The sequence below is a fragment of the Enterococcus sp. AZ080 genome (assembly GCF_051714945.1).
In the GTDB taxonomy this organism is placed as follows: Bacteria; Bacillota; Bacilli; order Lactobacillales; family Enterococcaceae; genus Enterococcus_B; species Enterococcus_B pernyi.
On sequence record NZ_JBIOSV010000001.1, the window covers coordinates 26,010 to 52,120 of the forward strand.

The 26,111-nt window shown below is 36.1% G+C and carries 21 protein-coding genes and 1 pseudogene; 15 read left to right on the forward strand and 7 right to left on the reverse strand.

Features of this window, described 5'->3' with window-relative positions:
• The first annotated feature begins 66 nt into the window (after nucleotides 1-66).
• On the forward strand, nucleotides 67-1,095 hold the full coding sequence (locus tag IGK01_RS00115) for an FUSC family protein (protein ID WP_023518865.1): 1,029 nt from the start codon (nucleotides 67-69) through the stop codon (nucleotides 1,093-1,095).
• Nucleotides 1,096-1,147: 52 nt separating this feature from the next.
• Here IGK01_RS00115 and IGK01_RS00120 read toward each other — a convergent pair whose 3' ends face one another.
• From IGK01_RS00120 to IGK01_RS00135, 4 genes are all read right to left on the reverse strand, one after another.
• The gene (locus IGK01_RS00120) at nucleotides 1,148-2,587 is read right to left on the reverse strand and encodes a 6-phospho-beta-glucosidase (RefSeq protein ID WP_010734539.1); all 1,440 of its coding nucleotides are present in this window, start codon (nucleotides 2,585-2,587) and stop codon (nucleotides 1,148-1,150) included.
• 33 nt (nucleotides 2,588-2,620) lie between these two features.
• Nucleotides 2,621-3,931 carry a PTS sugar transporter subunit IIC gene (locus IGK01_RS00125; protein WP_019722676.1) on the reverse strand — a complete coding sequence of 437 codons (1,311 nt, stop codon included), beginning with the start codon at nucleotides 3,929-3,931 and terminating at the stop codon, nucleotides 2,621-2,623.
• Nucleotides 3,932-4,076: 145 nt separating this feature from the next.
• Nucleotides 4,077-4,823 (reverse strand): MurR/RpiR family transcriptional regulator, encoded by a 747-nt coding sequence (locus IGK01_RS00130; protein ID WP_019722675.1) that lies wholly within the window; start codon nucleotides 4,821-4,823, stop codon nucleotides 4,077-4,079.
• Nucleotides 4,824-4,910: 87 nt separating this feature from the next.
• Entirely contained in the window at nucleotides 4,911-5,228 is a 318-nt protein-coding gene (locus IGK01_RS00135; RefSeq protein ID WP_010734535.1) for a MazG nucleotide pyrophosphohydrolase domain-containing protein, read from the reverse strand.
• A gap of 68 nt (nucleotides 5,229-5,296) precedes the next feature.
• Here IGK01_RS00135 and IGK01_RS00140 point away from each other — a divergent pair.
• Both IGK01_RS00140 and IGK01_RS00145 read left to right on the forward strand, forming a co-directional pair.
• Nucleotides 5,297-5,859 (forward strand): annotated as a pseudogene (locus IGK01_RS00140) (TIGR00730 family Rossman fold protein).
• A 448-nt stretch (nucleotides 5,860-6,307) separates the two neighbouring features.
• Nucleotides 6,308-7,135 carry a class I SAM-dependent methyltransferase gene (locus tag IGK01_RS00145; RefSeq protein ID WP_224434388.1) on the forward strand — a complete coding sequence of 276 codons (828 nt, stop codon included), beginning with the start codon at nucleotides 6,308-6,310 and terminating at the stop codon, nucleotides 7,133-7,135.
• Between the two features lie 121 nt (nucleotides 7,136-7,256).
• Here IGK01_RS00145 and IGK01_RS00150 read toward each other — a convergent pair whose 3' ends face one another.
• The gene (locus IGK01_RS00150) at nucleotides 7,257-8,852 is read right to left on the reverse strand and encodes an ATP-binding cassette domain-containing protein (protein ID WP_438840422.1); all 1,596 of its coding nucleotides are present in this window, start codon (nucleotides 8,850-8,852) and stop codon (nucleotides 7,257-7,259) included.
• Nucleotides 8,853-9,502: 650 nt separating this feature from the next.
• Between IGK01_RS00150 and IGK01_RS00155 the strand changes: the two genes are divergently transcribed.
• From IGK01_RS00155 to IGK01_RS00175, 5 genes are all read left to right on the forward strand, one after another.
• Nucleotides 9,503-10,573, forward strand: a complete 1,071-nt coding sequence (locus IGK01_RS00155) for a radical SAM/SPASM domain-containing protein (protein WP_224434389.1) — start codon at nucleotides 9,503-9,505, stop codon at nucleotides 10,571-10,573.
• Nucleotides 10,574-10,590: 17 nt separating this feature from the next.
• Nucleotides 10,591-10,854, forward strand: a complete 264-nt coding sequence (locus IGK01_RS00160; protein WP_010734528.1) for a hypothetical protein — start codon at nucleotides 10,591-10,593, stop codon at nucleotides 10,852-10,854.
• 696 nt (nucleotides 10,855-11,550) lie between these two features.
• Nucleotides 11,551-12,294: an ATP-binding cassette domain-containing protein gene (locus IGK01_RS00165; RefSeq protein ID WP_010734527.1), complete on the forward strand. Its 744-nt coding sequence runs from the start codon at nucleotides 11,551-11,553 to the stop codon at nucleotides 12,292-12,294.
• Entirely contained in the window at nucleotides 12,269-12,940 is a 672-nt protein-coding gene (locus tag IGK01_RS00170; protein ID WP_023518871.1) for a methionine ABC transporter permease, read from the forward strand. Before IGK01_RS00165 ends, IGK01_RS00170 begins: the two co-directional genes overlap by 26 nt.
• A gap of 10 nt (nucleotides 12,941-12,950) precedes the next feature.
• Nucleotides 12,951-13,766 carry a MetQ/NlpA family ABC transporter substrate-binding protein gene (locus IGK01_RS00175; RefSeq protein WP_010734525.1) on the forward strand — a complete coding sequence of 272 codons (816 nt, stop codon included), beginning with the start codon at nucleotides 12,951-12,953 and terminating at the stop codon, nucleotides 13,764-13,766.
• Between the two features lie 128 nt (nucleotides 13,767-13,894).
• On the opposite strand, the gene IGK01_RS00180 is transcribed toward IGK01_RS00175, so the two are convergent.
• Nucleotides 13,895-15,331 (reverse strand): IS1182 family transposase, encoded by a 1,437-nt coding sequence (locus IGK01_RS00180; protein WP_438840423.1) that lies wholly within the window; start codon nucleotides 15,329-15,331, stop codon nucleotides 13,895-13,897.
• 352 nt (nucleotides 15,332-15,683) lie between these two features.
• Between IGK01_RS00180 and IGK01_RS00185 the strand changes: the two genes are divergently transcribed.
• The 7 genes from IGK01_RS00185 to IGK01_RS00215 all read left to right on the forward strand — a co-directional run bounded on the left by IGK01_RS00185 (nucleotide 15,684) and on the right by IGK01_RS00215 (nucleotide 25,218).
• On the forward strand, nucleotides 15,684-16,850 hold the full coding sequence (locus tag IGK01_RS00185; RefSeq protein WP_224434390.1) for a carbohydrate binding domain-containing protein: 1,167 nt from the start codon (nucleotides 15,684-15,686) through the stop codon (nucleotides 16,848-16,850).
• 1,296 nt (nucleotides 16,851-18,146) lie between these two features.
• Nucleotides 18,147-18,725 carry a recombinase family protein gene (locus IGK01_RS00190; protein WP_010734523.1) on the forward strand — a complete coding sequence of 193 codons (579 nt, stop codon included), beginning with the start codon at nucleotides 18,147-18,149 and terminating at the stop codon, nucleotides 18,723-18,725.
• 290 nt (nucleotides 18,726-19,015) lie between these two features.
• On the forward strand, nucleotides 19,016-19,378 hold the full coding sequence (locus IGK01_RS00195; protein WP_023518874.1) for an LPXTG cell wall anchor domain-containing protein: 363 nt from the start codon (nucleotides 19,016-19,018) through the stop codon (nucleotides 19,376-19,378).
• An 11-nt stretch (nucleotides 19,379-19,389) separates the two neighbouring features.
• On the forward strand, nucleotides 19,390-20,181 hold the full coding sequence (locus IGK01_RS00200) for a WxL domain-containing protein (RefSeq protein ID WP_226075960.1): 792 nt from the start codon (nucleotides 19,390-19,392) through the stop codon (nucleotides 20,179-20,181).
• A gap of 101 nt (nucleotides 20,182-20,282) precedes the next feature.
• Nucleotides 20,283-21,338 carry a DUF916 and DUF3324 domain-containing protein gene (locus tag IGK01_RS00205; protein ID WP_153829999.1) on the forward strand — a complete coding sequence of 352 codons (1,056 nt, stop codon included), beginning with the start codon at nucleotides 20,283-20,285 and terminating at the stop codon, nucleotides 21,336-21,338.
• Nucleotide 21,339: 1 nt separating this feature from the next.
• The gene (locus tag IGK01_RS00210) at nucleotides 21,340-24,345 is read left to right on the forward strand and encodes a WxL domain-containing protein (RefSeq protein WP_409173689.1); all 3,006 of its coding nucleotides are present in this window, start codon (nucleotides 21,340-21,342) and stop codon (nucleotides 24,343-24,345) included.
• 402 nt (nucleotides 24,346-24,747) lie between these two features.
• A complete protein-coding gene (locus IGK01_RS00215) occupies nucleotides 24,748-25,218 on the forward strand; it encodes a TspO/MBR family protein (protein WP_409173690.1) in 471 nt (156 codons plus the stop codon).
• A 151-nt stretch (nucleotides 25,219-25,369) separates the two neighbouring features.
• Here IGK01_RS00215 and IGK01_RS00220 read toward each other — a convergent pair whose 3' ends face one another.
• Nucleotides 25,370-26,098: a LytR/AlgR family response regulator transcription factor gene (locus IGK01_RS00220; RefSeq protein WP_023518878.1), complete on the reverse strand. Its 729-nt coding sequence runs from the start codon at nucleotides 26,096-26,098 to the stop codon at nucleotides 25,370-25,372.
• Between the last annotated feature and the right edge of the window lie 13 nt (nucleotides 26,099-26,111).

Below are 26,111 nucleotides of genomic sequence, written 5' to 3' on the forward strand. Positions count from 1 at the left end.
TAATAGACAAGACATCCTTAAGGCGAAAACGATTTTTATATACATTTCAAAATAAGGAGGTTTTTTATGGTTAAATCTTATTTTACATTTAACAAAATTCAAGAAAATCCATTTCGTATCATGAATCTGATGGTTCTGATCTTTCTCGTTTTATGGATCGGTTACATCAATCATAATTTTTTGATTTCAAGTTTCTCTTCTCTAGGTATCTTTACCTTCTTTTACTACCAGAACATTCCGATGAAGCAATTACTAAAGCGCCTATTTTTGATTGGTTGCGGTCTATTACTGGCTTTTACATTAGGGCTATTGTCGACGTATGTCATCTGGCTTGAACCATTTGCTGTTGGAGCAGTTGCTTTTTTCAGTCGGTTTATTTTGCGTTTGTTCCATATTTCTAAACCAGGGGGCTTATTCTTTGCGATGTTAGCGGCTATGGGAACGAGTATGTCCGTTCCATTTTCTCATTTGCCGACAGTAGCTTCTTTTTTCTTTATGGGTGTTGTGTTTGCTTTGATTGCTGCATTTCTAACGAAAAAAATGGATTCGCGCCCGGAACAGGAAGTGATAAAGGTATCTTTGAAGGAGCGTTTTCACCAAGAACCTTTAGTGATCATTGATTCGATTTTTTACAGCGCTGCATTATTCCTTTCCGTTTATGTGAGCCATGGCTTGAACATGAAAAATCCTTATTGGCTGACACTGTCTTGTGCCTCGATTTTATTAGCTGAGAATTTAGATGCGATGAAACATCGGCAAGTGCAATATTTGATTGGTTCGATGTTAGGGTTGTGTTTATCGGCTGTCTTATCACTGATTCCTTTTTCCCAACTTGAAACGATTTTTTTAATTACGTTTCTTTATGGTATTTCTCAGTTTTTAGTTGCCCGAAATTATGCAGTGGCGAATATTTTCTTGAACCCCATGGCATTGATGCTTTCGACATTGGTCAGGAACACGTACTTGATCTCATTGATCGAGTATCGTTTTATTGGTATCGTCATCGGTAGTTTCATTGGTCTAGGTGTAGCCTGGGTAATGAATATCGGTCTGCAACATTACTTAGCAGTTGTGAAAGAAAAATATGAAACATAACAAAGAAAGGCGGTCACGACAATGAAGTCGGATCGCCTTTCCTTGTTCGTTACTAAAGCTGTTCCCCATTGGTTTCAATCACTTGTTGGTACCAAGCAAAGGAATCTTTTTTCAAACGTTGTAAGGTTCCTTTACCGGTATTATCCTTATCGACATAGATCATGCCATAGCGTTTTTCCATTTCACCACTGCCAAAGCTGACGATATCGATGATTCCCCAAGGTGTGTAACCAATTAATGGTACGCCATCTTCAACTACTGCTTTTTTCATTTGTTCGATGTGTTCTCTTAAATAATTGATCCGGTAGTCATCATGGATCTCATTTGAATCAGTTAACTGATCGTAGGCACCAAAACCATTTTCAACGATAAACAGGGGGAGATCATAACGCTGGTACACCGTATTCAATACATAACGTAACCCAACAGGATCAATCGGCCAGCCCCAGTCAGAAGCAGTAATATAAGGATTTTTAACTAGTTTTGCTGAAGGAATATCTTCTGTTTGTCTGCCCTCAACATCGGGAAGAGTTGTGATCGTTCCCGACATATAATAGCTAAAACCGATATAGTCAACAGTTCCTTGACGTAAAATTTGTCGTTCTTTCTCGCTAATATCGATTGTGAGCCCTTTTTGTTCCCAATACTTTTCTGTGTAGGTAGGGATTTCTCCGCGTACATGGACATCACTGTAGAAGAAACGACGTTCATTTGCTTTGACTGAAGCAATCATATCTTCTGGCGCACAGGAGTAGGGATAGATTGGAACGTAAGCCATCATACAACCAATCTGAAAATTGGGATTGATCTTTTTCCCTTCATTGACAGCCCAAGCACTGGCAATCAGTTCGTTGACTCCTGCTTGGAATACTAAGGCCTCTTTATCTTGGTCATCTTCAATGATCATGGCTGAATTGGTCCAAACATGAACGGGCTCTTGTCCGTCCGCCTGATTATTGATTTCATTGAAGGTCATCCAGTAAGTTACTTTGTCTTTGTAACGGTCAAATACGCACTGAGCAAATTTAACAAATAAAGGAATGACCGCTTTATTGGCAAAGCCACCAAAATCTTCATAAATGGCATAAGGAATCTCAAAATGAGACAACGTAACTACCGGTTCGATCCCGTTTTTTAAGCATTCATCAAAAAGATCATCGTAAAATTTTAATCCTTGTTCATTCGGTGTTTCTTCTTGACCAGTAGGAAAGATCCGACTCCATGAAATGGAAGTGCGTAGACATTTTAAGCCTAGTTCTTTAAATAATTGGATGTCTTCTTTGTAACGATGGTAAAAATCAATGGCCTCGTGATTTGGGTAATATTCCCCTTCGATGATGCCTTTAGTGATCTTCCGCGGAATCCCATTTCCGCCAGCAGTCATAACATCAGCGATACTTGGACCTCGTCCATCAATATTCCAAGCACCTTCTGCTTGATGAGCAGCAATTGCGCCTCCCCATAAAAAATCTTTGGGTAACTCTCTATTCATACAAATTCCTCCTAAGTTTCAGTGATTCTCAAGTTATATCTCTGTGCGTTGTGCGCGGTTGGAAGCCATGACAAAAGGTAGGTAAATCAAAACGGAAATCGCTAAACAAAGTACGCCTATTACAATTCCCATGATATTCCCACCAGTTCCTAAAAACAAATTGATGATCCCTGGGGTGGTCCAAGGTAAACCAATCGCTGGTGATGGCATGATTGGCCAGACGACTGTGACGAAGTAACCGACCAGAATATTGACCATCGGTGTTAAAACAAAAGGAATGATCATAATTGGATTTAAGACGATCGGTAGTCCAAAAATCATCGGTTCATTGATTTGGAAAATACCTGGTACAAAAGATAGTTTGGCGATTTCGCGATATTCAGGTCGTCGTGAAGCAATAAAAATCGCAATGATCAAGCCTAAGGTCATACCCGTTCCACCCATGTTTGCAAACATATCGTTCAAGATGCCCCAAGTTTCCTTGTAAGGGACATCCCACAGCGAACCACCATCATTGATGAATTGGAGATTGGCTAAGTCTTGCTCGGTAAAAATCGCTGAACGAACAGCATTCAATGTGTTTGGACCATGAATACCAATAGAAAATAGCAGTGTCTGAATAAAAGCTAAGAGTAGGACGCCAAACACATTCCCACCTAAGTCACGTAAAGGTGCTTGGATACCGGCATAAATCAACTCGTTGATTCCTTCAGGCGCGATCATCAAGACGAAGAAGTTGATCAAAGCTGACATAGAAACAACGATAATGATTGGGATCATTCCAGAAAAAGAGCGAGAAACAGCTGGTGGAACGAGTTCAGGCATCTTGATTTGTAATTTCTTGACTTTGAATAATTTCGGTAAGAATTCGCCAACCAAGCAAGCGACAATCATCGCAACGAATAAACCTTGAGCACCCAAATATTGCGTCGAGATGACATTCATTTCATCGACTGCAAAAGAAGTAGGGTAAAAAATCATAAAGCAAGCGACACTAGTTAGCCCAACTAAGGTTGCATCAGCTTCGAAATGTTTTGCCAACAGCTGAGCGACTAAAAAAGCAATAAACAAACTCATGATATTGATTGTGCCATTTGCTACAGAAGCAAGGACTTGTTGTGCACTTTCTAAATTTGGAAAAATACGTGAAAGTTGAAATAATTGCACGATAAAACTGTCTTTTGAAAATAAAATATTATTGACTAGGATGACTAATGAAGAAGAAATCGTCAATGGAAAAATAAGCATGAATGCATCTCGAACGGCTGCAATATGTCGTTGGTTGTTTAACCGTGTTGCAATAGGAACAAGACTTCGATCTAATAAATCATTGAATTTTTGCATAAGAATAACACCTTTCGCTATATGATGGATTCATTATAGCGAAAGGTGTGAAAGAAAAGTAAGCGCATTCTTATTTAGGATAAAAATTTGGAACAATGAAAATTATTTCGTGGTAGGAACATAGTGTTCCAAATTGAGTGGTGAATCATTCATCCTCTAAATAACCGATCAGTGTTTCAAGGATCGCCATGGAAGGTAGCTGACTAGTCAAATCAAGAAAGATGTCTTTCCGTTCTTCTTTAATGGCATAGTCAATTGAGTAATCACACAATTGGGCCAATGAACTTTCTTTATGAGCGGTAATACAATACTTATGCACGCTATCCGCATGAGCTAAACCTGAAATTACTTCGATCAGTTCTTTTGTTTCACCTGAAACACTCAAAAAGACTAACGCATTTTTTTGATCTGGACGCAAAAAGCTACGAATCGGATAAGTCAGTTCATCTAAGCTAATACAAAAGTAACCGATATTCGCTAATTTTCGTGCCACATATTGCGCTAATGCTCCCGAAGCCCCCATGCCCATAAATAGGATAAAATCAGCTTGACGCAATGTTTTTGCCATTTTTTTGATTTGATATTCAATATCGGGATGAAAAATCGTCATGTTCAACTGATTGATTCGTTCTTCTAACATTAATTGCTTGTCATCTGTTTCATAATGGGCTTTTTCCAAATGATTTTTAATATAAAAACGAAATTCCGGAAATGAATCAAAGCCGACTTTTTGGATAAAACGAAAGACAGAAGTTGACGAAACATGCGCATCCGTCGCAATATCTCGTACCCGCATATAAGGTATTTTCTCAAGGTTATTAACGATAAAGCGGTAAATCTCTTGTTCAACGGCAGACAATTTATTTAAGTTAAGACTTTCAAAGATAGCCATGTGTTTACCTCAAGATTCTTTTTCTTTAGAGTATAGCACGATGGAAAGGGTTTTTCTAAAAAAATTGGAAATGGCATCGTGAGAAGACTACATATTGAACCGCTTCTCTAGTTTTTGTTTGTGGTGATGAATGATTTCTTCGAAGGATAGGTCATATTTATCAGCAAGAATCAGAACATTATCTAAGACATCACCCAATTCCTCCATCAGATTTTCCTTGTAAAAATCAATTGTTTGTATAGATTCATCCGGACGATCACGACCGATTTCGAGACTTCGAACCGCTCTTGAAACTTCGCCAACTTCTTCAGTTAAAAAGCCGATACGGATAAATGGATCGTAGTCGTACCACTTTCTTTTTTTATAAAAATCAACCACCCAGTCGTTGTATTCTTTTATGTTCATGTTGAGGTTAACCACCTTTCAATTATATAATAGCATAAGCTGAAAAAAATTTGGAAGGGGTTTCGGAAATAAAGATTGCAGTCTATTGCGGAGCAAGTAAAGAAATTTCTCCAGAATTTGAACGAGTAACGAGAAGCTTAGGTGAGTGGATCGGGAAGAATGAGTATCAGTTGGTTTATGGTGGTGGAAACGCTGGTTTGAAGGGGATTATTGCTGATTCAGTACTAGGATCTGGAGGGAAAGTGACAGGTATCATGCCTGACTTTTTGGCAAAACGAGAACTAGCAAAAAAGATGGCACCTCTTTGATGATCGTGTCGTAGATGCACGAACGGAAACAAAAAATGATTGAATTATCAGATGTCTATATTGCGTTACCAGGTGGTCCAGGAACCATCGAAGAAATTACTGAAGTAATCTCTTGGGGGAGGATCGGGCAACATGTCAATCCGTGCGTGTTAATGAATTACAAAGAATTTTTCGATCCTTTAAAGCAGCAGTATCAAGCCATGGTCAATCAAGGCTTTTTAACAAGAGAAGACTTCGATAAAATTTTGTTTGCGGATGCGCTGACAGAAATTCAACCTTTTGTAGATCAGTATATCCCGCCTAAAATCAGGGAGTATAAATAAAATCAATTACATGAATGCTCCTCTTTCACAACGACTAAAATAGTTGGCTGCGCCATCCAGGAATATTTCTCCCGTTTAGAAAAAATTACTTTGATGTCCCATTATTTTATAGGTATGCTTCTTTTACGATCGTTTTATATTTACCAGAGAAAAATTGACAATTACTGGTATGTCCTATAGAATGAAACTACAAATTTAACAGAAAAAGGTGATGAATCCGGCATATCAGATGTTATATAATCAGTAACATGGGTATGACTGGAAGCGAGTAAATAAAATCAATTCAATAGGTAAAAAATTTAGCTGAGACACAGCTTTATTTAGCGTACCTATGTATTTGATTTTATTTTACTCGCATCTTCGCCTTATGCAGGGAAGCCGTAGAGTAAAATCTACGGCTTTTTTCTTTTGTTCAAATTTATAAAAAAAAATGAGGAGATGGAAAACAATGATTGAAACACTTTTAAACAAACCAACACTTTATCAACAAACGAAAGGCGCATTTTGGGATGATCGTCACATCTCAAAACAAATGTTACAAGCACATCTTGACCCTGAATTTGAAGGCGCAAGTCGAAAAGCTGGGTTTATTGATGAATCTGTTCGTTGGATCAATACAGTAATTCCGCCGAAAACCTATCCAACGTTATTAGATATTGGCTGTGGTCCGGGAATCTATGCAGAAAAATTTAGTCGATTAGGGTATGAAGTAACGGGGCTTGATTTTTCTAAGCGTTCGATAGCATATGCCAAAAAATCTGCGGAAGACCAACAGTTACCGATTACGTACGATTATGCAGATTATCTGACAATGGATCTAGATAAACAATACGATAGCATCACAATGATCTATTGTGACTTTGGAGCGTTATCAGCGAGTGATAGAAAAAGATTATTAGAAAAGATTTATCAGCATCTAAAACCGACGGGGAAAGTTTTATTGGATGTTTTTTCGATGGCAAGTTATCAATCATTTGAAGAAAAGCGAGTTTGGGATACTTGTCCAGACGGAAGATTCTGGACAGATGAACCTCATGTAGCATTACAATATAATACAAAATACAACGAACGTGTAACGTTAGAACAAACGACGATCCTTACCGATCATGAAAACAAAAATTATTATCTATGGATGACGTATTTCACAAAAGAAACTCTGCAAAAAGAAATGGAAGCTGCTGGTTTTGTTGTTAGTGGGTTTTACGGGGATGTAAAAGGAAGTCCTTATGATGAGAACTCGCCGACACTAGCAGTAGTGTTAGAAAAGAAAGAATAACAATTTTACTATTAGTCCAAAAGGAAAATATCTAGCGTAGGTAAAAGCAGGAATCCACAAAAGTCGTTCATCGGATTTTTGTGGATTCTTACTTGTTTTTTGAAGAGGACGGAGGATAGATCTATACAATCGTTTCTACACGAGAAGAGATTTGAATGAACTTATTGGCAAAATTTTTATTTTCCTTGTCATGAGAGGTGAATAAAATGATTTTATTTTGTCTTACGTTCATGAGTGTGTCAAAGATGGCATCCGCAGAGTCTTTGTCGATACTACTCGTACTTTCATCTAGAATCCATATCCTACTGTCTTGGAGTATCATACGGGCAATGAACACGCGTTGTTTTTCGCCCCCCGACAGGTTTGCGCCATTATCAATGATTAAAGAATCCCAGTCTTTGTTTTTAAAAATCGGAGCAAGAAGTGTTGAATTTCTCAGCGCTTCTTTTTTTTCTTCTGAAATCGGTTGACCAAGAGTGATATTGTATTCAAGTGTATTTGAAAAGAGCAAAGTTGTTTGAGAAAGATAAGTGATTTGTTCTCTGACTTGCTTCCCATTCAACTGATCAAGAGGGAAGTCGTTGATATAGATACCATTACTTGCATAAAAGCTCAAGATGGCTTTTATCAGCGTCGATTTTCCAGAACCTGAAGGGCCTTCGATATAACAAATATCTCCTAAATTCAGTGTTTCAGTCAATGACAAATGGATTCTTTTCGCATTTAATGCCATCGTGATTTGCGGATCGGTAAATTTGATGCTAGTGATTGGATCAATTGGTGTGCCGGATAAATCTTCTTGATGTAGTTCTAAGTTTTCTTGAACAAATTGTTGGTTTGCCACGACTGTTCGATAATCGACATTGATTTTGGATAAGTCAGAAAGGGAAGTGAAGAAAACGGGCATTAATATACTAACTACCATCATATTATTCAACTGGAGCTGTTGGTTATACACCAAGTAGCTGATCGTTATAAAAATAATATTTTGAGAAAGTTGGTTGATGAATGAGACAGTATAACTAGTGATTTGAGCAAATTTATTTGTTGCTGCCAAACTTGTGTACATTTTTTTGAGTGTTTTTGAAGTTAGTTGTTTGACAGTATCAAAGCTAGGTAACATTTTAAATTGTTCTGGATTACCCAAGAGCAAAATCAAATCTTTTTGAGCATTGGCATTTTCGTCTTGCATCGTTTTGATTCTTTGATTGAGTGTTTTATTGATAAAAAGATAAGAGAAGATGTTAATAGGGATCAAAAGAAGCGTAATCAGGAAAATAGTTGCATCGAGGGTTAAAAATATACCTAACACGATAAGAATAGAGATGGCTGATTTCAGTACTAAAAAGAAGCTGGTCGTCATAAACATATAGGAGGTATCTACAATTCTGAAAATTCGAGTGACTAGATTACCAGATTCTAAATTGATATATTTCTCAAATTTCAAAGTATATATTTTGGCTAACAAATCGGAAATTGAGTTCAAATTGAATTTTTTTGCAAAATTTTCTCGGTAAATGATCAAACAAACCTGAAAAAGATAAGAGAGTGTCATGGCACCAATTATTAGGAAGATAATAGGAAAAATAGTGGTTGACTGATAACTATTGATACTATTAAGGATGAAGGGAGCAATCAAGTTGGTTAGAACGGTTACTAAAACTAATAACATAGATATAAATAGATATATGTAGCCTTTCTTTGAAAAAAAATTCATTTTCCATTACACTCCTTAAGTACGTGGTTGACAAATCATTATAAAGAATATTATACTTTTATTAGGAAAAAATGGAAAGGTTATTTTTCTCTTTTTTTCCTAGATTTGTGAGTGTGTAAAGACAGAAAAATTAGGTAGTTACTTAACAGAATTTATGTTGTTTCGTATGCTCATGCTGATTTTTTGATATGGTTTGAAAACGTAAAGGAGGAATAGTAATGTTCAAAAAACCTGACTTGAAAAGAATTACAGGTACATACGCAGTTCCATGCAACTGTGGGATTATTGCTGGTCAAGGATCGTAAATAGAGATGAGACGATGACAACATGTCTTACCTCAAGAAATAAGCTGAAGATTACGGAAATTGTTCATACGATTTTTGTGACTTTCAGTTTGTTTTTTTGAAAGGGGTTTCAAATGTTTGCTACTTATTTTTGGTGCAGAAAGTGGGCGCTCCCTTCGGTTTACCCTGCAAAAAATGAATTTGTGGTTTAAAAAATGAGGTGATTTTATCCGAATCAAAGAGAATCTTCATGCCTATCGATTCAATGAACAATTTATTGTACATAATGTCCTACGTAGTACATGGATATTAGTTGATCAAGAAGAATTAAACAAAATAAAAAAGCAAGATTACAAACATCTACCAATGGCAACCCAGAAAAAGATGGATCTGTTTCAAATCCTTTTAGAAGACCCGATTGAAGTAGAAAAAACGGAGCATGGAATACCAGAGACAGCTTATTTGGTTATGACCCATCAATGTAATTTGAACTGTGTTTACTGCTATGCAGAAGCCAGTCCTGAAAAGGAATATGAGGATAGTTTAAATTTTGTCGAATGGATCGACGTTCTCAATCAATTGAAGGATTGCGGTGTAAAGAAAATTATCTTTACTGGCGGTGAGGTTGGGTTAAGTAAGGATGCGCTAAAATATATCGATTATGCCAAAAAAATTGGTCTAACTATTGGTTTGATCACGAATGGGACTTTAGTGCGGAATGCAAAAGATGCAGCGTTTCTAGCTGAAAGATGTGCTTCGATCACCATCAGCTTAGATTCGATCGATCAAGTTGCAAATGATAAAAATAGAGGGAAAGGCTGCTATCGCATAGCAATGAGAGGGATTCAAAATCTATTAGACTTGAATTATCCAAATATTGCAGTCAATACGATCATTACCAATAATAATTTCAATAATATTGACGAAACGGTGGAATTTTTAAAGAAGAATAACATCAATTATAAATTAGGCGGATTCAGTGAACTAGGACGTGCAAAAATGGCAGAGATTTCTTTAACTGATAGTGAGAGAACAGAAATCGAGTTAAAACAAAAGAACAAAAATCGTTCACCATTTTTTAAACCTTTCACCATCAAAGAATCCTGTGGACTTGGCGTTGGAGAATTTGCAATCAATCCTGTTGGTGATATATTTGCCTGTAAACTGTTAGAAACTGCTGACTACAAACTGGGAAATATTAGAGAAAAGCAACTTAGCGAGGTTTTTGGCGAAGAGAATATTGCTTTTATTCGCTCTCAAAGCATCAATCATTTAACAAAATGTAATGATTGTTCATTCCGTTACTTATGCGGTGGAGGATGTCGTGCACATCATTATTATGCAACCAATGATACCCAAGGTGTAGACGAAGCAGAGTGTAATTTGATCAAGGAAATCCTAAAGCATCAAATGGTTCGTAGCTGTACAAATGAATAACGAAAAGAGTGGAAGACATGAAACTCAATGAGCACATCACTTATGAAAAAATGGGTAATGACTTATACATCATGGTCGAGGATGAACGTTATGTTTTAGACAATGACGTAGCAATTGATATATTTAATTTGTTAAAGGCTGAATCGACGAAAGAAAACATAAAAGCCTTTGTGCGAGACAAGTATCGTTTAGATCAAGAATTTACAGATGATGAAAAAGATAGTTATGTAGAGGAATTTTTGACCGTACTTAAAATTAATGGAATTATGATTGGATCTTGAAGATCGTTGAATCTAGCAAAATAAGCAGCAACCGATCAAATTTGATGGGTTGCTGCTTATTTTTTCGAGAGGAGACCGATTTGTTCTACTCTCGTTTTTAGTGATGCTGAAAGTAGCACGCCATTGACACGTATGGACGAAAAGTACTAAAAACTACTTCCCCAAACAATTTTTAGTCCCGATTGTTTCATCCACAATAATTGTATTCAGGATAGCAGTCCTTCGTTCGTTTATCAATAATCTAATTTTTGATACAATATAAGATAACGAACCAATCTATATTGTATTACTGAGCTATCCATTATCCAAAGTATAACATCTTTTTCCTTCCGCTCTATTTATTATTTTTTCTCATATTAAAAAAATAGTATACTAAATCAATTTGTTTTTAGATTTGATAAATTATTGAGTTCACTCATAAAAAAATATATTTCAATCTCAAGATAGACTGGTCGAAAATGAATAACCAAGCTATCTTTTCTAAAACTACTAGTACAGAAATCAAAACAGTGTATATTTATCTGTGAGTAAAAAAGTTGCTTTTTCCTTTCTTTTAATGGATTATAAAAATAGATGTTTTTGTACTTTATTTACTCTTTTAAAAATTCAGATAAATCTTTTATTAGCAATAAAATTAATACAGTTTTTTTTCTTTGTGTTATTCTTTTAATTGCATGTATAGACTGGAGGAAAAATGTGATCGAGCTAGTAAATGTGTCGAAGCAGTATGAAAAGACCAAGTCGTTGCATAAGATTAGTTTTACTGTAAAACAAGGGGAAGTGATCGGGATCGTTGGGAAAAGTGGTTCTGGGAAATCGACCTTGTTACGTTTATTGAATTTGATGGAAACGCCTACTGAAGGCACAATCAAACTAAATGGTGTAGATGTTCAGTCATTATCAAAAAAAGAGCGCCGTCAGCAACAACAAAAAATAGGCATGATTTTTCAACATCATAACCTACTTGAAAATTTACGTGTTTATGAAAATGTTGCATTACCATTGAAGTTACAAAGGAAAAAAGAGCCTAAAAAAATCAATGATCTACTCGATTTTGTTGGCATGAGTCATAAAGCAGAAAGCTATCCAGTCAAACTTTCTGGCGGAGAAAGACAACGGGTTTCTATTGCAAGAGCGTTAAGTAGAGATCCGCATTTGTTACTTTGTGATGAAGCAACGAGTTCTTTAGATGAAGAAAATACAGAAAGTGTGGTTCGCTTATTACATAAAACACATGCCGAGTTTCAACCGACTATTTTTTTTGTTAGTCATGAACTGGAAACGGTCAAACGCTTATGTAAACGGATCTTAGTCATGGAAAATGGGCATCTGATCGGTGAATTGATGAATGACCCAAAACAGTACGAGGAAGAGGAACTAACTTATTTTGAAAAAATAAAAAGGAGTTTGACTGATGAACTTGCCCACAGCATTGATTGAATATTGGCCGTCTCTAATCAATAGTTTGAAAGAAACGGGCATCATGATGGCGATTTCCATGTTCGTTTGTGTGTTGGGAGGTTTGCCAGTAGGATTAGGTCTATATTTGACAAATCCCAAGGTCAGAGGGACACACCCTTGGTTATACTGGTTACTCAACTTCATTGTGACAGTCGTTCGCTCGTTTCCTTATCTTTTATTAGTGATTGCGTTGATCCCAGTGACGCGATCAATTTTAGGAAAGGCCTTTGGACCTGTTCCTTCATCTATACCACTTAGTATTGTAGCAGTCGCGATTTTTGCTCGTTTAGTGGAGCAAGTGTTGTTAGATGTCCCTGAAGAGATCTATGCCTTATCGAATTCTTTAGGCGCTTCCAGATTTCAATACATCTGGCACTTCTTATTTGTTGAAGCGCGAAGCGGCTTAGTGTTGGCTTATACTACGACAACAGTTAGTATGATCTCTTATTCCACCGTCATGGGTGTCGTAGGTGGTGGCGGAATCGGTGATTTTGCTGTCCGTGTCGGCTATCAACGGTATGAGTATGGTGTCATGTATGTTGCTATTGTGATCATGATCGCTTTGGTCTTCTTTTTACAAATGTTTGGAAATTTTGTTGCACAATCATTAGATAAACGAAAGTAGGAAAAAAGTTATGAAAAAGTTTTATTTATTTGCGTTTGCTTTAGTTGGAGTTCTAGTTTTAGCGGCTTGTGGTGGAAGCAATGAAACCGCAGAAAGTAAAAAAGAAATCACTGTAGCGGTTCAATTGGAATCCTCAAAAGATATTCTAGAAATTGCCAAAAAAGAAGTAGAAAAATCAGGCTACACGATCAATATCATGGAAGTCAGTGATAATGTTGCTTATAATGATGCCGTCCAACATAAGGAAGCAGATGCAAACTTTGCGCAACACGAACCCTTTATGGAACGATTCAATCAAGAAAAAGACGCTGATTTAGTAGCTGTCCAACCAATCTATTATTTTGCCGGCGGATTTTATTCAAAAGAATATGATGATGTTAATGATTTGCCAGAAAATGCAAAAGTCGGTATTCCGAGTGATCCAACAAATGAAGGTCGTGCGCTAGCGATTTTGAATGAGAATGAGATCATTCAATTGAAAGATGGAGTTGGTTTTGATGGTACAGTCGCAGATATTATAGAGAATCCTAAAAATCTTACCTTTGAAAGTATTGATCTTTTGAATCTAGTAAAAGCTTATGATGAAAGTGATATTGCGATGGTCTTTTGTTATCCAGCATATTTGGAACCAGCAAACTTGACGACAGAAGATGCCTTGTTACTTGAAGACGAAGCAGCAAGTAAACATTATGCGTTGCAATTAGTTACTCGAGAGGAAGAAAAAGATAGCGAGAAAATCAAGGTGTTGAAAGAAGCGATGACTACACCAGAAGTCGCTGACTACATCAAAAATAATTCAAAAGGCTCAAATATCCCAGCTTTTTAAACAACGTGCTCACCATAACGAAAAATGTTGTGAGTGATATCTTTAGGTGTTATGTTTTGATAGATTGATTTTCTTGGATAAAATAAAAAAATACAGCCATGTGCTGTATTTCAGACTGTAGACAAACCTTATACAAACATGAGGTTTGTCTTTTTTCTATGTAATATTCTATGGATAATCGATAGATTAGGCAGTTTTCCTTTAGGAAAACGCCTCTTTTGCACTCTGATCCTTTTTATTTTTGCTAGCTTTTTCATATTAAGACACGCAAAAGTAAGCCCAATTTTTATGTGCATTTTTTCAATTCCTATTTGATTGGTATAACGTAATCCATGAAATTCTTTTGCTGTCCCAAAAATTCGTTCAATGGTTTCTTTTCTCTTTTTATAAAGTTCTTTGAACCAACTTTGATGGCGTATCTCTTCACAGGTTTCTAAAGCTTCAGCCCAAATATGTCTAGTGATTACTTTGGTATGATTTTTTGAGTTGGTACACTTAGATAAGAAAGGACAATTTTTACAATCCTTTGGATTGCTTTTGTATTCGATATATCCTTTACGATTGGTAGTGGTATAAGAGAGTATTTTATTATTGGGACATATATAACAATTATAGTAATCGTCATAAACATATTCATGTTTCTTGAAATAGCCTTTTTTAGTCATCGGACGTTTATATGGGAAAATCGGGGTCAATTTATGTTCGAGTAGTAATTGTGCAATTGCTGGTATCTTATACCCAGCATCCATAATCAATTTTTCTAGGGGAAAAGCTCCTTTGAGCTTGTTAAACAAAGAAACAAACGTACGACTGTCATGAAAGTTCCCTGGGTGTGTAGTATAACCTAGTATCCATCCATGTTTATCACACGCCACTTGTGAGCTATAAGCAAAAACTTCTTTGTGTTCACCTTTGTGAAACCAACCACTTTCAGGATCAGTCGTACTTCTTTTTTTCAAGGAGGTTTTACTTTCTGCGTTTGTTTCTTTTAAGGGCTTTTTTAAATGTTTTTCTCGATTCTTGGTGATTTCTTTTGTCAGCTTATCTGTATAAAAAACAGCTTGTTCCATTACTTCGACAGATTCTTTTTTGTTACGATTCGCATGTGCTTTAATATGCGTACTATCAATAAATACTTCCGAAGTATCTACGATACCTTCAGCGATACATTGTTCTAGAATTTCATAAAAAATTTTTTCAAAGAGATCTGTTCCTTTGAACCGTCGCGTATAGTTTTTACCAAATGTTGAAAAATGAGGAACAGGATCTTCTAAACTCAAACCTAAAAACCAGCGATAAGCGATATTCACTTCTATTTCTTTTATTGTTTGTCTCATACTTTTAATACCAAATAGATATTGAATCATTGGTAATTTAATTAGAAGAATAGGATCCAAGCTAGGACGTTCTTGGATTTCATCGTATTTCTCTTTAACCAATTCATAAATAAAGGAGAAATCAATACATTGATCTATTTGACGCAATAAATGGTCCTGTGGGACCAAGTCTTCAAGAGAAAAGAAACCGATTTGTGCGCGTTTACTCATATCTTGTTTTGAGAGCATTTGGATACACCTCCAATTGATACTCTTATTTTAACGGATAAAAAAAGACAAAGCACTAAAAACTAGTACTTTGTCTACAGTCTGAAATACAGCCATGTGCTGTATTTTTTTATTTTATCCAAGAAAAGGAATAATTGAAATCATTCGATAAACTTAGTGGACTGTTGATTTTTTGCGGTTATTATCCATTACTTTTTTTTTGTTCATCGTTATGTTTCCATAAAAATATTTTTCCAGAAAAAAGTGTTTTCTTATTGAGATATTTATCAGTTATTCTTTTTAAAGAGCGAGATAGATTATGTTTTATGGTTTACTGTATAACGAACTATCCGCTATCAATAAGGAGCTTGAGATGAAAAAAAACAACTTGAAAAAAATTGCAGCAACAAGCATGTTACTTCTTTCGTTAGGAGGACCAGTCGTGACATCTGCGGCAAGTCAATCAACAGGTGATTCGGCGAATATCAGTAATCAGGTAGAAGAACAGTTGACGATCAAAAACGGTGATTTCAATGAGGGTTTGAACCATTGGATCGTTTCTAGTCCAGGTACACAGAATCCAACAATCGAAGAGTTAAGCGGGAATAAATATGCAGTTGCTACTTATGGAGAAAACATTCATCAATATTTGGCACTGAAACCAAACACGACCTATACATTTGGCTATGATGTAGCAGGTAGTGCTGATTTTCCAGCAAAAGTTGAATTTGGTACGATGAATCATGATGAAGGTTTTATTTCGTTAGAAGAAACATCACACAACAATGAAAACTGGACACGTAGAGAATTTACATTTACTACACCTGAAACAGACAATACATACATTATTCGTTTCTCTTCAACAGGAAATGGCTGGGCGAAATTTGACAATATTCAAGTAGAACCAGAAAAAACAGAAACGAGTTTATTGACTGTAGGAACACAAGATCGTGAAGCTTATGCGTATTTAAATCTAGATGCAGAACGTTTCAACAGTTCAGAACGATTGATGGTCTATATTGATGGTCGTTATCATTTTGAAACCTATAAAGGTAAAGCTTACTATTCATTTACAAGCAAAACCGATGAAGGTACTCAAGTACGTCGTAGCATTTCCGGTGTCAAAGGACAAGTAATCGAAGTCTATACCGCACCAAATTCACCTGGTCACAGCTCAACAGGCAAGCGCTTGTTAGAATCGATCACATTAGAAGAAGATTTAGCAGTGGACACTTCTTTATTAGAACATGCGGTGAAGAATATTCAATTATCAGGAAACAGATTAGACGTTGATTTTGATCGTGCAAGTTTCGAAGGGAACAACCGAATGATCATTCGTAAAAATGGTGCCTATGTCGCAGAAATCCATAAAGGCAAAGTTTATTATGCATCGGTACGTGAAAGAGCAGAGGACAGCGTAAAAGTTAGTAAAACAATTGATTATAAAGCTGGCGATGTAATCTCAGTTGAATTAAGCAGTGGAACACCTGGTGGTTCATCGAATTCGTTGCAAGTATTAGCAACGTATGAAGTAGAATAAATCGATCATAAGAAAAAAGATCAAAAACTTAAAAAGTTTTTGATCTTTTTTTTTTGATACGATAAACGGTATTATGTCTCAAGGAGCTAATCCATTGCCTGATAAATCCCCTAGAATATCTTGGTTTTGATGTTTTTTCTTTTAAGAAAAAACATGTTGCAATAGTATACAAATAGTATTTATCAATACAAACGAGATGGGAAAGAAAAAATGAAATTAGTGTAAAATTTTTATTAGGTGCAGCGGCATGTGCAAGTTTCGGCTTATTCTCCGGAGGTAATGATGTAGATGCAGGTACTGTATCAGCTAATGGTGGAATTGACTATAGAGAACTATTTGATAACAGAGAAATAAAAATTAAAAGTGTAGATGATCCTTCTTATGCTCTCACGTGGATATGGGAGACAAATTGGGATGAAGTTAAAATGACTAAGGATACTGAACATGATAGACGAAAATGAATCTTGAAGTATGATGATGCGTCAGGTACCCACATAGTTCAAAGTAAACTACCTTATGTAAATGTTAATGGGATTCAATATGGAAATTTACATTCTTTGTCGGGTTGTGATCAAAATAGTGATAGACTGGTAGGAGCGAGCCCATTAGCTAATCCAATTGAAGGACGACAATGGAAAATTCGTCATATGATGACAGATCCACAAAAAGGGGACGCCTATCGATTGATCAATAATCATGAACAGCGAGTATTAAGCCACAGAGGACTTTAATTTGGAGGTAGAAATATTGAGTTACTCAAGAATTTACTAATGCTTCATACCAATACTTTATTATTGAATAAACTAAATCCTTTGGGCCTTTGTATCTTTTCTGATTATGACGATTGTACAAAATGAGGTCTTTTTTCAACTATACGACTTATCAAATGATATTCCAGTGTCCTCAGGAGCTAGAGATGCTTGGAAGCTTTAACAGGTAGAAAAAAACGATTACGAAGATTTGATATCTGAAAAGTACTTTGATTTCAAAAAAGCTAAAGTCGAATTCGAGGAATCGATGCTAATTTAAAGTTAATCAATCGAAATAGAAGTAAACTTCGATTGATTATTTTTTGTTCTGAATTGATTTTGGCAAACTAAGCCCTAGATCAAGGAAAATATTCATGGTAATTTAGAAAGTTATGATAACCATAAGCGACTCGTTGCATGCTTTTTTTATTACAGTAGTCATTTTTACAGTTAAGTCATTGTATAATTGGCTCTACTCATATCTATTCTATAAATATATTATTGATAATTATGAGTTTTTTATTAGATAACTTATTGGAGGAATTATATGACTAGAAAAATTTACGGCTATGCTCGTGTTTCAACTAAACAACAAGATCTTTCGCGACAGTTAGATTTATTAGAAACTTATCATTGCGAAAAAATATATACTGAAAAAATCAGTGGTGTCCGTGCAAGTCGTCCAGAACTAAATAAACTAAAAAAACGTGTAAAGACCGGTGATCAAATAGTCATTGAAAGCTTCTCACGATTTGGACGTAGCACAAAAGATTTAATTAACCTTGTTTATTTTTTTGAAAAAAAAGGAGTTAAAATAATCAGTATAAAAGAAAATTTTGATACTCAAACTCCTCAGGGAAAATTAATGATCACTGTTTTCCAAGCTTTTAGCCAATTTGAACGAGATATTATTGTTGAAAGGACCCTTGAAGGATTAAACTCTGCACGTGCAAGAGGTAAGGTTGGTGGCCGGCCAAAGGTAGATCAAGACGTTCTTCAAGAATCACTCTCATTACACCTTACAAAAGGATTATCTGTCTCAGAAGTTTGTAAAAAAACTGGGATTAAACAATCAACTTTTTATCGCTATTTAAAACTAGAGAGGAATCTTTCTGAATTGAGTTAGTTCTTATGGCCCAGTATTTTTTAAGTGACCAAAGAAATATATCACTTTATTTGGAAAAATATTTCTGGTATAGTATGATGTAAGTATAAGTCATGTATAATAGTTATTGGCTTAACTTTTAATTCTCAAAAACCTTCGTTTTTAGTAATTTAAATTCGTTATTTATCATTATAAATAGGGAACCTAATCTAATCACTTTTTCAAGACATCTGATGGTATCAGATGTCTTTTTTTTGTGCTGTCCTTAAAACGAAGATTTTTGAGACATCTAAGAATATAGGAGGAGGGGTATGAAACACTTAAAAAGATGCATATTAAGTATAGGTGTAGTATTGATTCAAGTTTATGCACCACTAGTTGTTCATGGGACAGAAGTACACTCGGTGGAAACTGAAGGAACAATTGGTTTTACTGGGGTATATGAAACACCAGGAATACCAGAGCCAGCACCAGAAGTTGAGGTAAAACCAAGCTTTCCCAAAGAAATTGTTCAATCACCATCAGAAGTGCGAAAGAGTGAACATAAAAAATTACCTCAAACGAACGAGAGTCAGATGAGTGCTTGGAAAATATTGGGCATTCTGATCATCGTAGTCATACTTGGCTTTTGGTTTTGGAAAAAACAAAAAGAAAAAAACAATCAAAGAAAGTAGGATTTAAATATATGAAATTCGTTAGATTAGCAACCATTGCAACATTATCAACTACTATTTTCGCCGGAGGAGCGATTTCTGCGTTTGCCGACGAGACTCGTCAAGTGACGACCAACGGAAATATCGAATTTACACCTAGTACAGACGAACCAGAAATCGTTGTTCCACCAGTAGAAGAACCAGATGTAGAGATTGGACCAGAAGTACCCGGAACCACGGGTCCTTTGTCAATTGTAAAGGCTGCGACAATGAATTTTGGTTCACAAGTGATTTCAAATCAAGATCAAACGTACAATATGGTAGCAGAAAGACAACAGAAGACCGGGACGACTGGTGAGGAAAATAAAGTTCCTTATATCAGTTTTGCACAAGTTTCTGATACTAGAGGAAGCAATGCAGGCTGGGATTTGAAAGTCAGTCTAAGTGACTTTCAAGCGGAAAATACGCAAAACGCTATCTTGAGAGGAGCCAAAGTCACTTTAAAGGATCCCCAAATTCAATACACGGGGAACAATCAGGAGTTAGCTCCAGCTGCACATGCAAATAATTTGGAATTGTTGCCTAATAGTGGTGCAGTTTCAGTTATGACCGCTGAGTCAAGTAAAGGAGCGGGGCGTTCATCTGTTGTTTGGGGAAATCAAGCAGACTTAGATGCCCAATTTGAGGCAGATCCAAAAGCACCTGTGACAAACAATGCCATTCAATTATCTGTACCTGGCGCGTCAGCCAAAGACGCGACCACCTATACCTCAACATTGACATGGGAATTAACGACTACACCAGGTAGCGATGTAGGAGCCTAATAGATTGGTGTATCTAATGATGGATTAGGGTCATGACTAAAGTAGCGTTACATAATATGTAGCGCTGCTTTTTTGAATGAAACATCGAAGGAGTGTGTTTGATGATAAAAAGTACGATATATCAAATAAAGAGGAGGATTCAATGGAGTGGACGATTACTTATTATGTTAGCGTTTTTGTTCTCTCCAATTCTTGTTTCTGCAGAAGAAAATTTAAGTTTTTATGTCACACCAGAGTTTCCAGAGAGTCAAGTAGAAGGAAGTGGCCGTTACTTCGACCTTAACAGTGAACCTGGAAGTACAGAGGAATTGACACTGAAAATTCAAAATGCTAATGATCAAGCAAAGACGATTGAAATCACGGCTCATACGGCATTTACTAATGTCCAAGGAGTGGTGGAATATGGTAAAGATGCCGAAAAAGCAGACCCAACCTTACCCTATTCTTTGGCAGACTTAATTGAACCCCCAGTCCCTATTGAGCTTGCAGGAAACGAAACAAAGACTGTCAAAGTAATGCTAAACATGCCTAAAGAAGCTTTTTCAGGGTTTTTAGCGGGAGGCTTAAGAATTGCAGAGGTGAAAGAAAAGCCACAGGAAACAGAAACAAGTGGAGAAGGAGTGGCGATCAAAAATGAATTTGCCTATGTCATAGGTGTAGTGGTGAGTAATGATCGCTCTGCCGTAAAACCTGATTTAGATTTATTGGATGTCTTTGCCGATCAACTCAACTATCGCAATGTGATCAGTGCGAACTTACAGAACTTTACACCTACCTTTGTCAATCATTTAGAAGTAGAAGCAACGGTACAAAAAGAAGGGGAGAACGATATTCTCTATCGAGCTAAGCAAGAACAGATGCAAATGGCACCTAATTCTAATTTCAACTTCCCCATCTCTTTAGAAGGGGATCGCTTTCGAAGTGGCGACTACGTGTTGAAAATGACGGCACGTTCAGGAGAAGAGGAATGGCAATGGGAACGGAAATTTACCATTGAAGCAGATACAGCCCGAGCATTGAATCAGCAAGATGTCACAATTGATACGAGTATTAATTGGTGGCTCGTTGCCGCGGTCATCCTGATTCTTTTCTTATTGTTGATTATTGTTTGGTTACTTATTAAGAAGCAAAGAGCTAAAAATAAGGAGGACCAGTGAGATGAAAATTAAAAAAATCTTGGTCGTGGTAAGTGTTAGTCTTCTTTGTTTTCCTTCGTTCTTTTTCCCAGTGATTTCAACGAGTATTCCGGTATCTGCCATTGAGAATTCTGTGGAACTATCGAGAGAATCAGAATTGCAGGATCCACTGGCCAGTACAACGGAAACAAACGGTCCTATATTTTCATTTGAAGAGAGCCAAGAGCCACATATGGTAAATAAACAGTTTGAATTAGTCGCACATGCCAGTCAAGAAGTTTCCGAGTTTGTGTTGAATCTCCCAGAGAGAGTCAGTATCGTAGAAGACAAGCAATCTGCCAACATTAAGTTCACCAATATAGAAGGAAGCCAGTGGCAAGTACGGACGAATTCTCCACAAATGATCTTTTCCATTCCACTAGTTGTAGAAAAAGCAGGAGCCTATGAGATAGCTGTCGGAGAATCAAAAATGACGCTTAACATTCAAGCAGAGGAGAGCCAACAAACTAGTGAACAAGAAGTCACTTCCTCGGAAGAAAAAGAAACAGCGAAGACCGAAGAATCAACAGTCGAAGAAGAAGCGAGTGTATCAAGTGATGAAAAATCATCAACCACAGATACTTCGCAAAATGATCCAGAACAAGTAACAGAAAGCGCTCGGTCAACAAAAGAAGCGAGTGTTCAAGATGTGGCGAATTGGGAAGAGTTTATCCGTGCATTTGTAGATCCGTCAATAACAACGATTAATGTTGTTTCTGATTTTCAAACACCAGATAATCCTAGACTCAATCTAACGGATATTACAACAGGTGGAACGAATAATCCTAATGGTGGGACAGCATTTGTTTATCTTAATGTAGCTAATATCTCTAGAAATCTAACGGTCGAAGGAAATGGCCATCAAATTGATTTTCGCGCAATCACTTTATGTTTTAACAATATTACGGCTAATTCTTCAACTCCTTGGAATATCGCGTTAAAAGATTTAGAGATATACCACGGAAACTATTATGGACCGTTGACTTTCAATGATTTGAACGTGACGAATCAAACTGCTAGTCAGATCACTTACCATAATATTACGAACTACGGAAATCAACTGATTCATTCACCTTACAGTAGTATTAAAATCTCAGGTAAATCAAGTAGTAAACAAGTATCAGAGTATACTTCCTCTTTTGGTACGTGGCGCATCAATGCACTAGATCAAACGAATATCTATGCTTCAAATTTAACGATAGTTGAAGATGCTGAGGTTGAATTAGAAACAATTAGCGCAGGTAATTTAGATTTAGGAGGAGTAGTACACCCCAATAACAACTTTAGAATGGAAAAAAATTCATCTTTAAATGCTGTATCAAAAGGAAATGCTGGCGAAGCTGATGGAACAAGTTTACTCGTTCGAAGAGGCAGTGTTGAAATAGATGAGGGTGCAAAGCTGAACTTAGTACCACAAAATCTAAGATCAGCAATTTCTTTACGTACTGCGAACTCATCGCTCAGAATAAAAGAAAAAGGCGTCCTTACCATCGATTCTCAAGGAACAAAGGCGAATGCTAATGGTGCCCTATATAATATTATTTGGATGGCGGCAGGAAGTAATCTACTAGTAGAAAGCGGGAGTACACTGAATATTGTTGCCACTGAAATGGCTGCCTCACCATCGAATCTTTTACATGTTAATGGAAATGCAACGGTATCCATCGGCAAAGATGCCACCTTGAATATAAAAAGTGACAGCACCTCAAATGATCAAAATTTGATGTACTTCGCTTCTGCTGGGTCAACTTTTGAATTTTCTGATGCTCAAGAAGTCAATTTGGAACGAACTGGAACGATTGCCGGAACGTCGACCGCCAACGGATTGATTAATATCGCAGGAAGTACCGGTCTATTAGATATCGATGTCCAATCAGTGAAACAATGGGCAAGAGGAAATTTTGAAGAGATACCTGATCATTCATGGACACCTATCTTCAATTTGAATCTACGCTATACAGGAATTGTACCTAGGATTAACGATGATGTTTCTTCTATTCCACAAGAAACAGCGGATAGTTTTAAAAAATATTTCACTACGCAAAATGTCCAACGGGTTTTATTTGAAAAAATTCCAGATGTCGAAGTCACGATTGATCCGTTAACAGAAGATCCGAAGGAAGTGAATTCTCATACGATTACTGGAAAGGCGAATCCTAATAGTGTGATCCGCTTCTCAGGAGATCCGGCGATTCCTGCAGGCTCTATTCCTTCGCCTGATATTTCTGAAAGTGAAAAGTATCATACAACGGCGGATGAAAATGGGGATTATCGCTATGAATTACCGGAAGATCGACGATTCACTGCTGGAAATACCGTGACAGCCTATGCTTTTTTGAATGGGAAAAATGATACCGCTAGTACAATGGTAGAGGAAAAAATTGTGGTGGCACCTGTGGATCCATTAGATCCTGAAACGGAAGTTGAACCGGAGAATAAACCAGAAATTCCAGAAGATCAAGGACGTTTGAGTCTAGATTTTGTGTCCCAATTTAACTTTGAGACACAAAAAATATCTGTTAGTGATCAAACGTATTACGCCCAACCACAACGGTTATTAAATGAAGATGGAACGGTTAACGAGACGAAAGAGCGTCCAAACTATGTACAGATCAGTGACCGTCGTGCCGCCAATGAGCGCAATGGATGGCAATTATCAGTTACTCAGAACGGACAATTCCGTAATGAAAGCGGACATGAATTGATTGGGTCTGAAATCCAGTTATTCAATCAAGAACTAGTGACTGCACAAGGCGGGACTAAACCTGAACTACAGGAAGAACCTGTACAAAGAATCGTACCAAATACAAGGAAAGTACTCATACAAGCAAACGGAGAATCTGGTACAGGAACGTGGATCTATCGTTTTGGGGATCAACAAACGGCAGATAAAAGTGTCAGTCTCTATGTCCCTGGAGGGACAAATCCAGAAGCAACTAGTTATTCGACCAAGCTGACATGGGAATTAAGTGCAGTTCCTGGTAATTAAAGGAAAGAGAATCGTTCTCTTTCCTTTCTTTGTATAGGAGTAAATTCAGGGAAACTCGTTTTAGTTTGTTTAGAAGGTTCAAGTTTGAACTTACATAAATCATCAATATATATAATTTATCCTTAGTAGGATAATTCATATTTAATGAATAAAATTTTGAGTAAAATACGATTATGCTCTAAAAAGAACACTTTATGAAAAAAATAACTTATCCTTTTATATTCATATTATAATTTTCTTAAAGAAAGGAATGAAGGATATGAAGAGAATAAAGTAAATATTGTGAATAAGTTAAAAGAAATATATATCATTTAACCGCTGAAGTTTCTACTCAATAAAGATAAGATGATGAAAAAAAGTTGATAGAAAGTGATTAAATAATAGAAAGGAATTTTCTCAAACATGAATTATTTAAAAGATTATCGTTTATGGTTATGTCTTGTAGGAATCGTTGGGTTAGGATTTTTATCAAGTGTTTTTAGTGGCAACCCAGGAGACTATTATTATTCTTTACAGTTACCGCCATTTGCACCGCCTAGCTGGATATTCGGACCGATGTGGACCCTTCTATATATTATGATGGGAGGCGCGTTGTATTTAATAATCAATCTACCTTCTACAAAAATGAAGGGCAGATTATTAATCCTATTTGCGATTCAGTTTATTTGTAATTTTTTATGGACGATATTATTCTTTAATTTGAAGAATAGCTTTATTGCAGCTATTGATATCAGCTTACTTTTAGTTTTCTTAACGATTTTACTCTATCAATTGTGGATGAATAGTCGGAAAGCTATGCTATTGATGATTCCCTATTATCTATGGGTAATATTTGCTACTATATTAAATTATTCAATTTATTTTTTGAATTAATTCACGTGGAAATATATCAATATTAGTCTCTAAATAATAAAATTTTTTATTGAATAAAGTATCTTTTGTTGAAATTACTAATACCACACAGACTGAACGATCACTTCAGTTTGTGTGGTATTTTATATAAATAGTCAATTGAATTTAATTTTCAAGTAATTAGTTTTTTCAGACCACGAATGGATACTGGAATAATGTCCCCGTTTTCTAAAGTAACTTCCCGTATTTTTTTATTAATCATTTGAATATTCTGGGTATTTACTACAAATGATTTATGGCAACGAATAAAGTGATGGTTTCTATCTTCAATCTCTTTTATGTTGCCATAGAACTGGAATTGACTATAAGGGAGATGTACCTCTAATTTATGAGGTACACCAGGAGAAGTAGAAAAGTATTGGATATCTTTAACAGGTAAAAATTTGATTTCATCGTTGAATTCGATTTTAAACATCTCTTTTTCTAAAGGAGCTATTTGAAGATCTTTAAATAGCTTACTTAAAATACGTTCGATATTATCTTTCAAATGTAAAATATCTTCCTTGATAATATAATCAGTGGGTTCAATATTATTTTTCAAAATAATCAACGAAAGATCAGTATAAGAAGTGACATAAATTATTTTACCAGATGGATCAAGATCACGAATTTTTTTACCGAGTTCAATCCCATTCAATTCACTGTCCTTCAATTCGATATCTAAAAAATAAATACCAAAAGGAGATGTATTTATTTGAACACTTGTGAGTAAATCTTGGGGATTTGAAGTAACGAAATGGATATAGTAGCCTAAATTTTCAATCATGATTCGATTCTTTATGACAGTAGTTATCATCTCCAGTTGTTTCGGATCATCTTCACATATATATATTGGAATCATTAAAAAAGCTCCT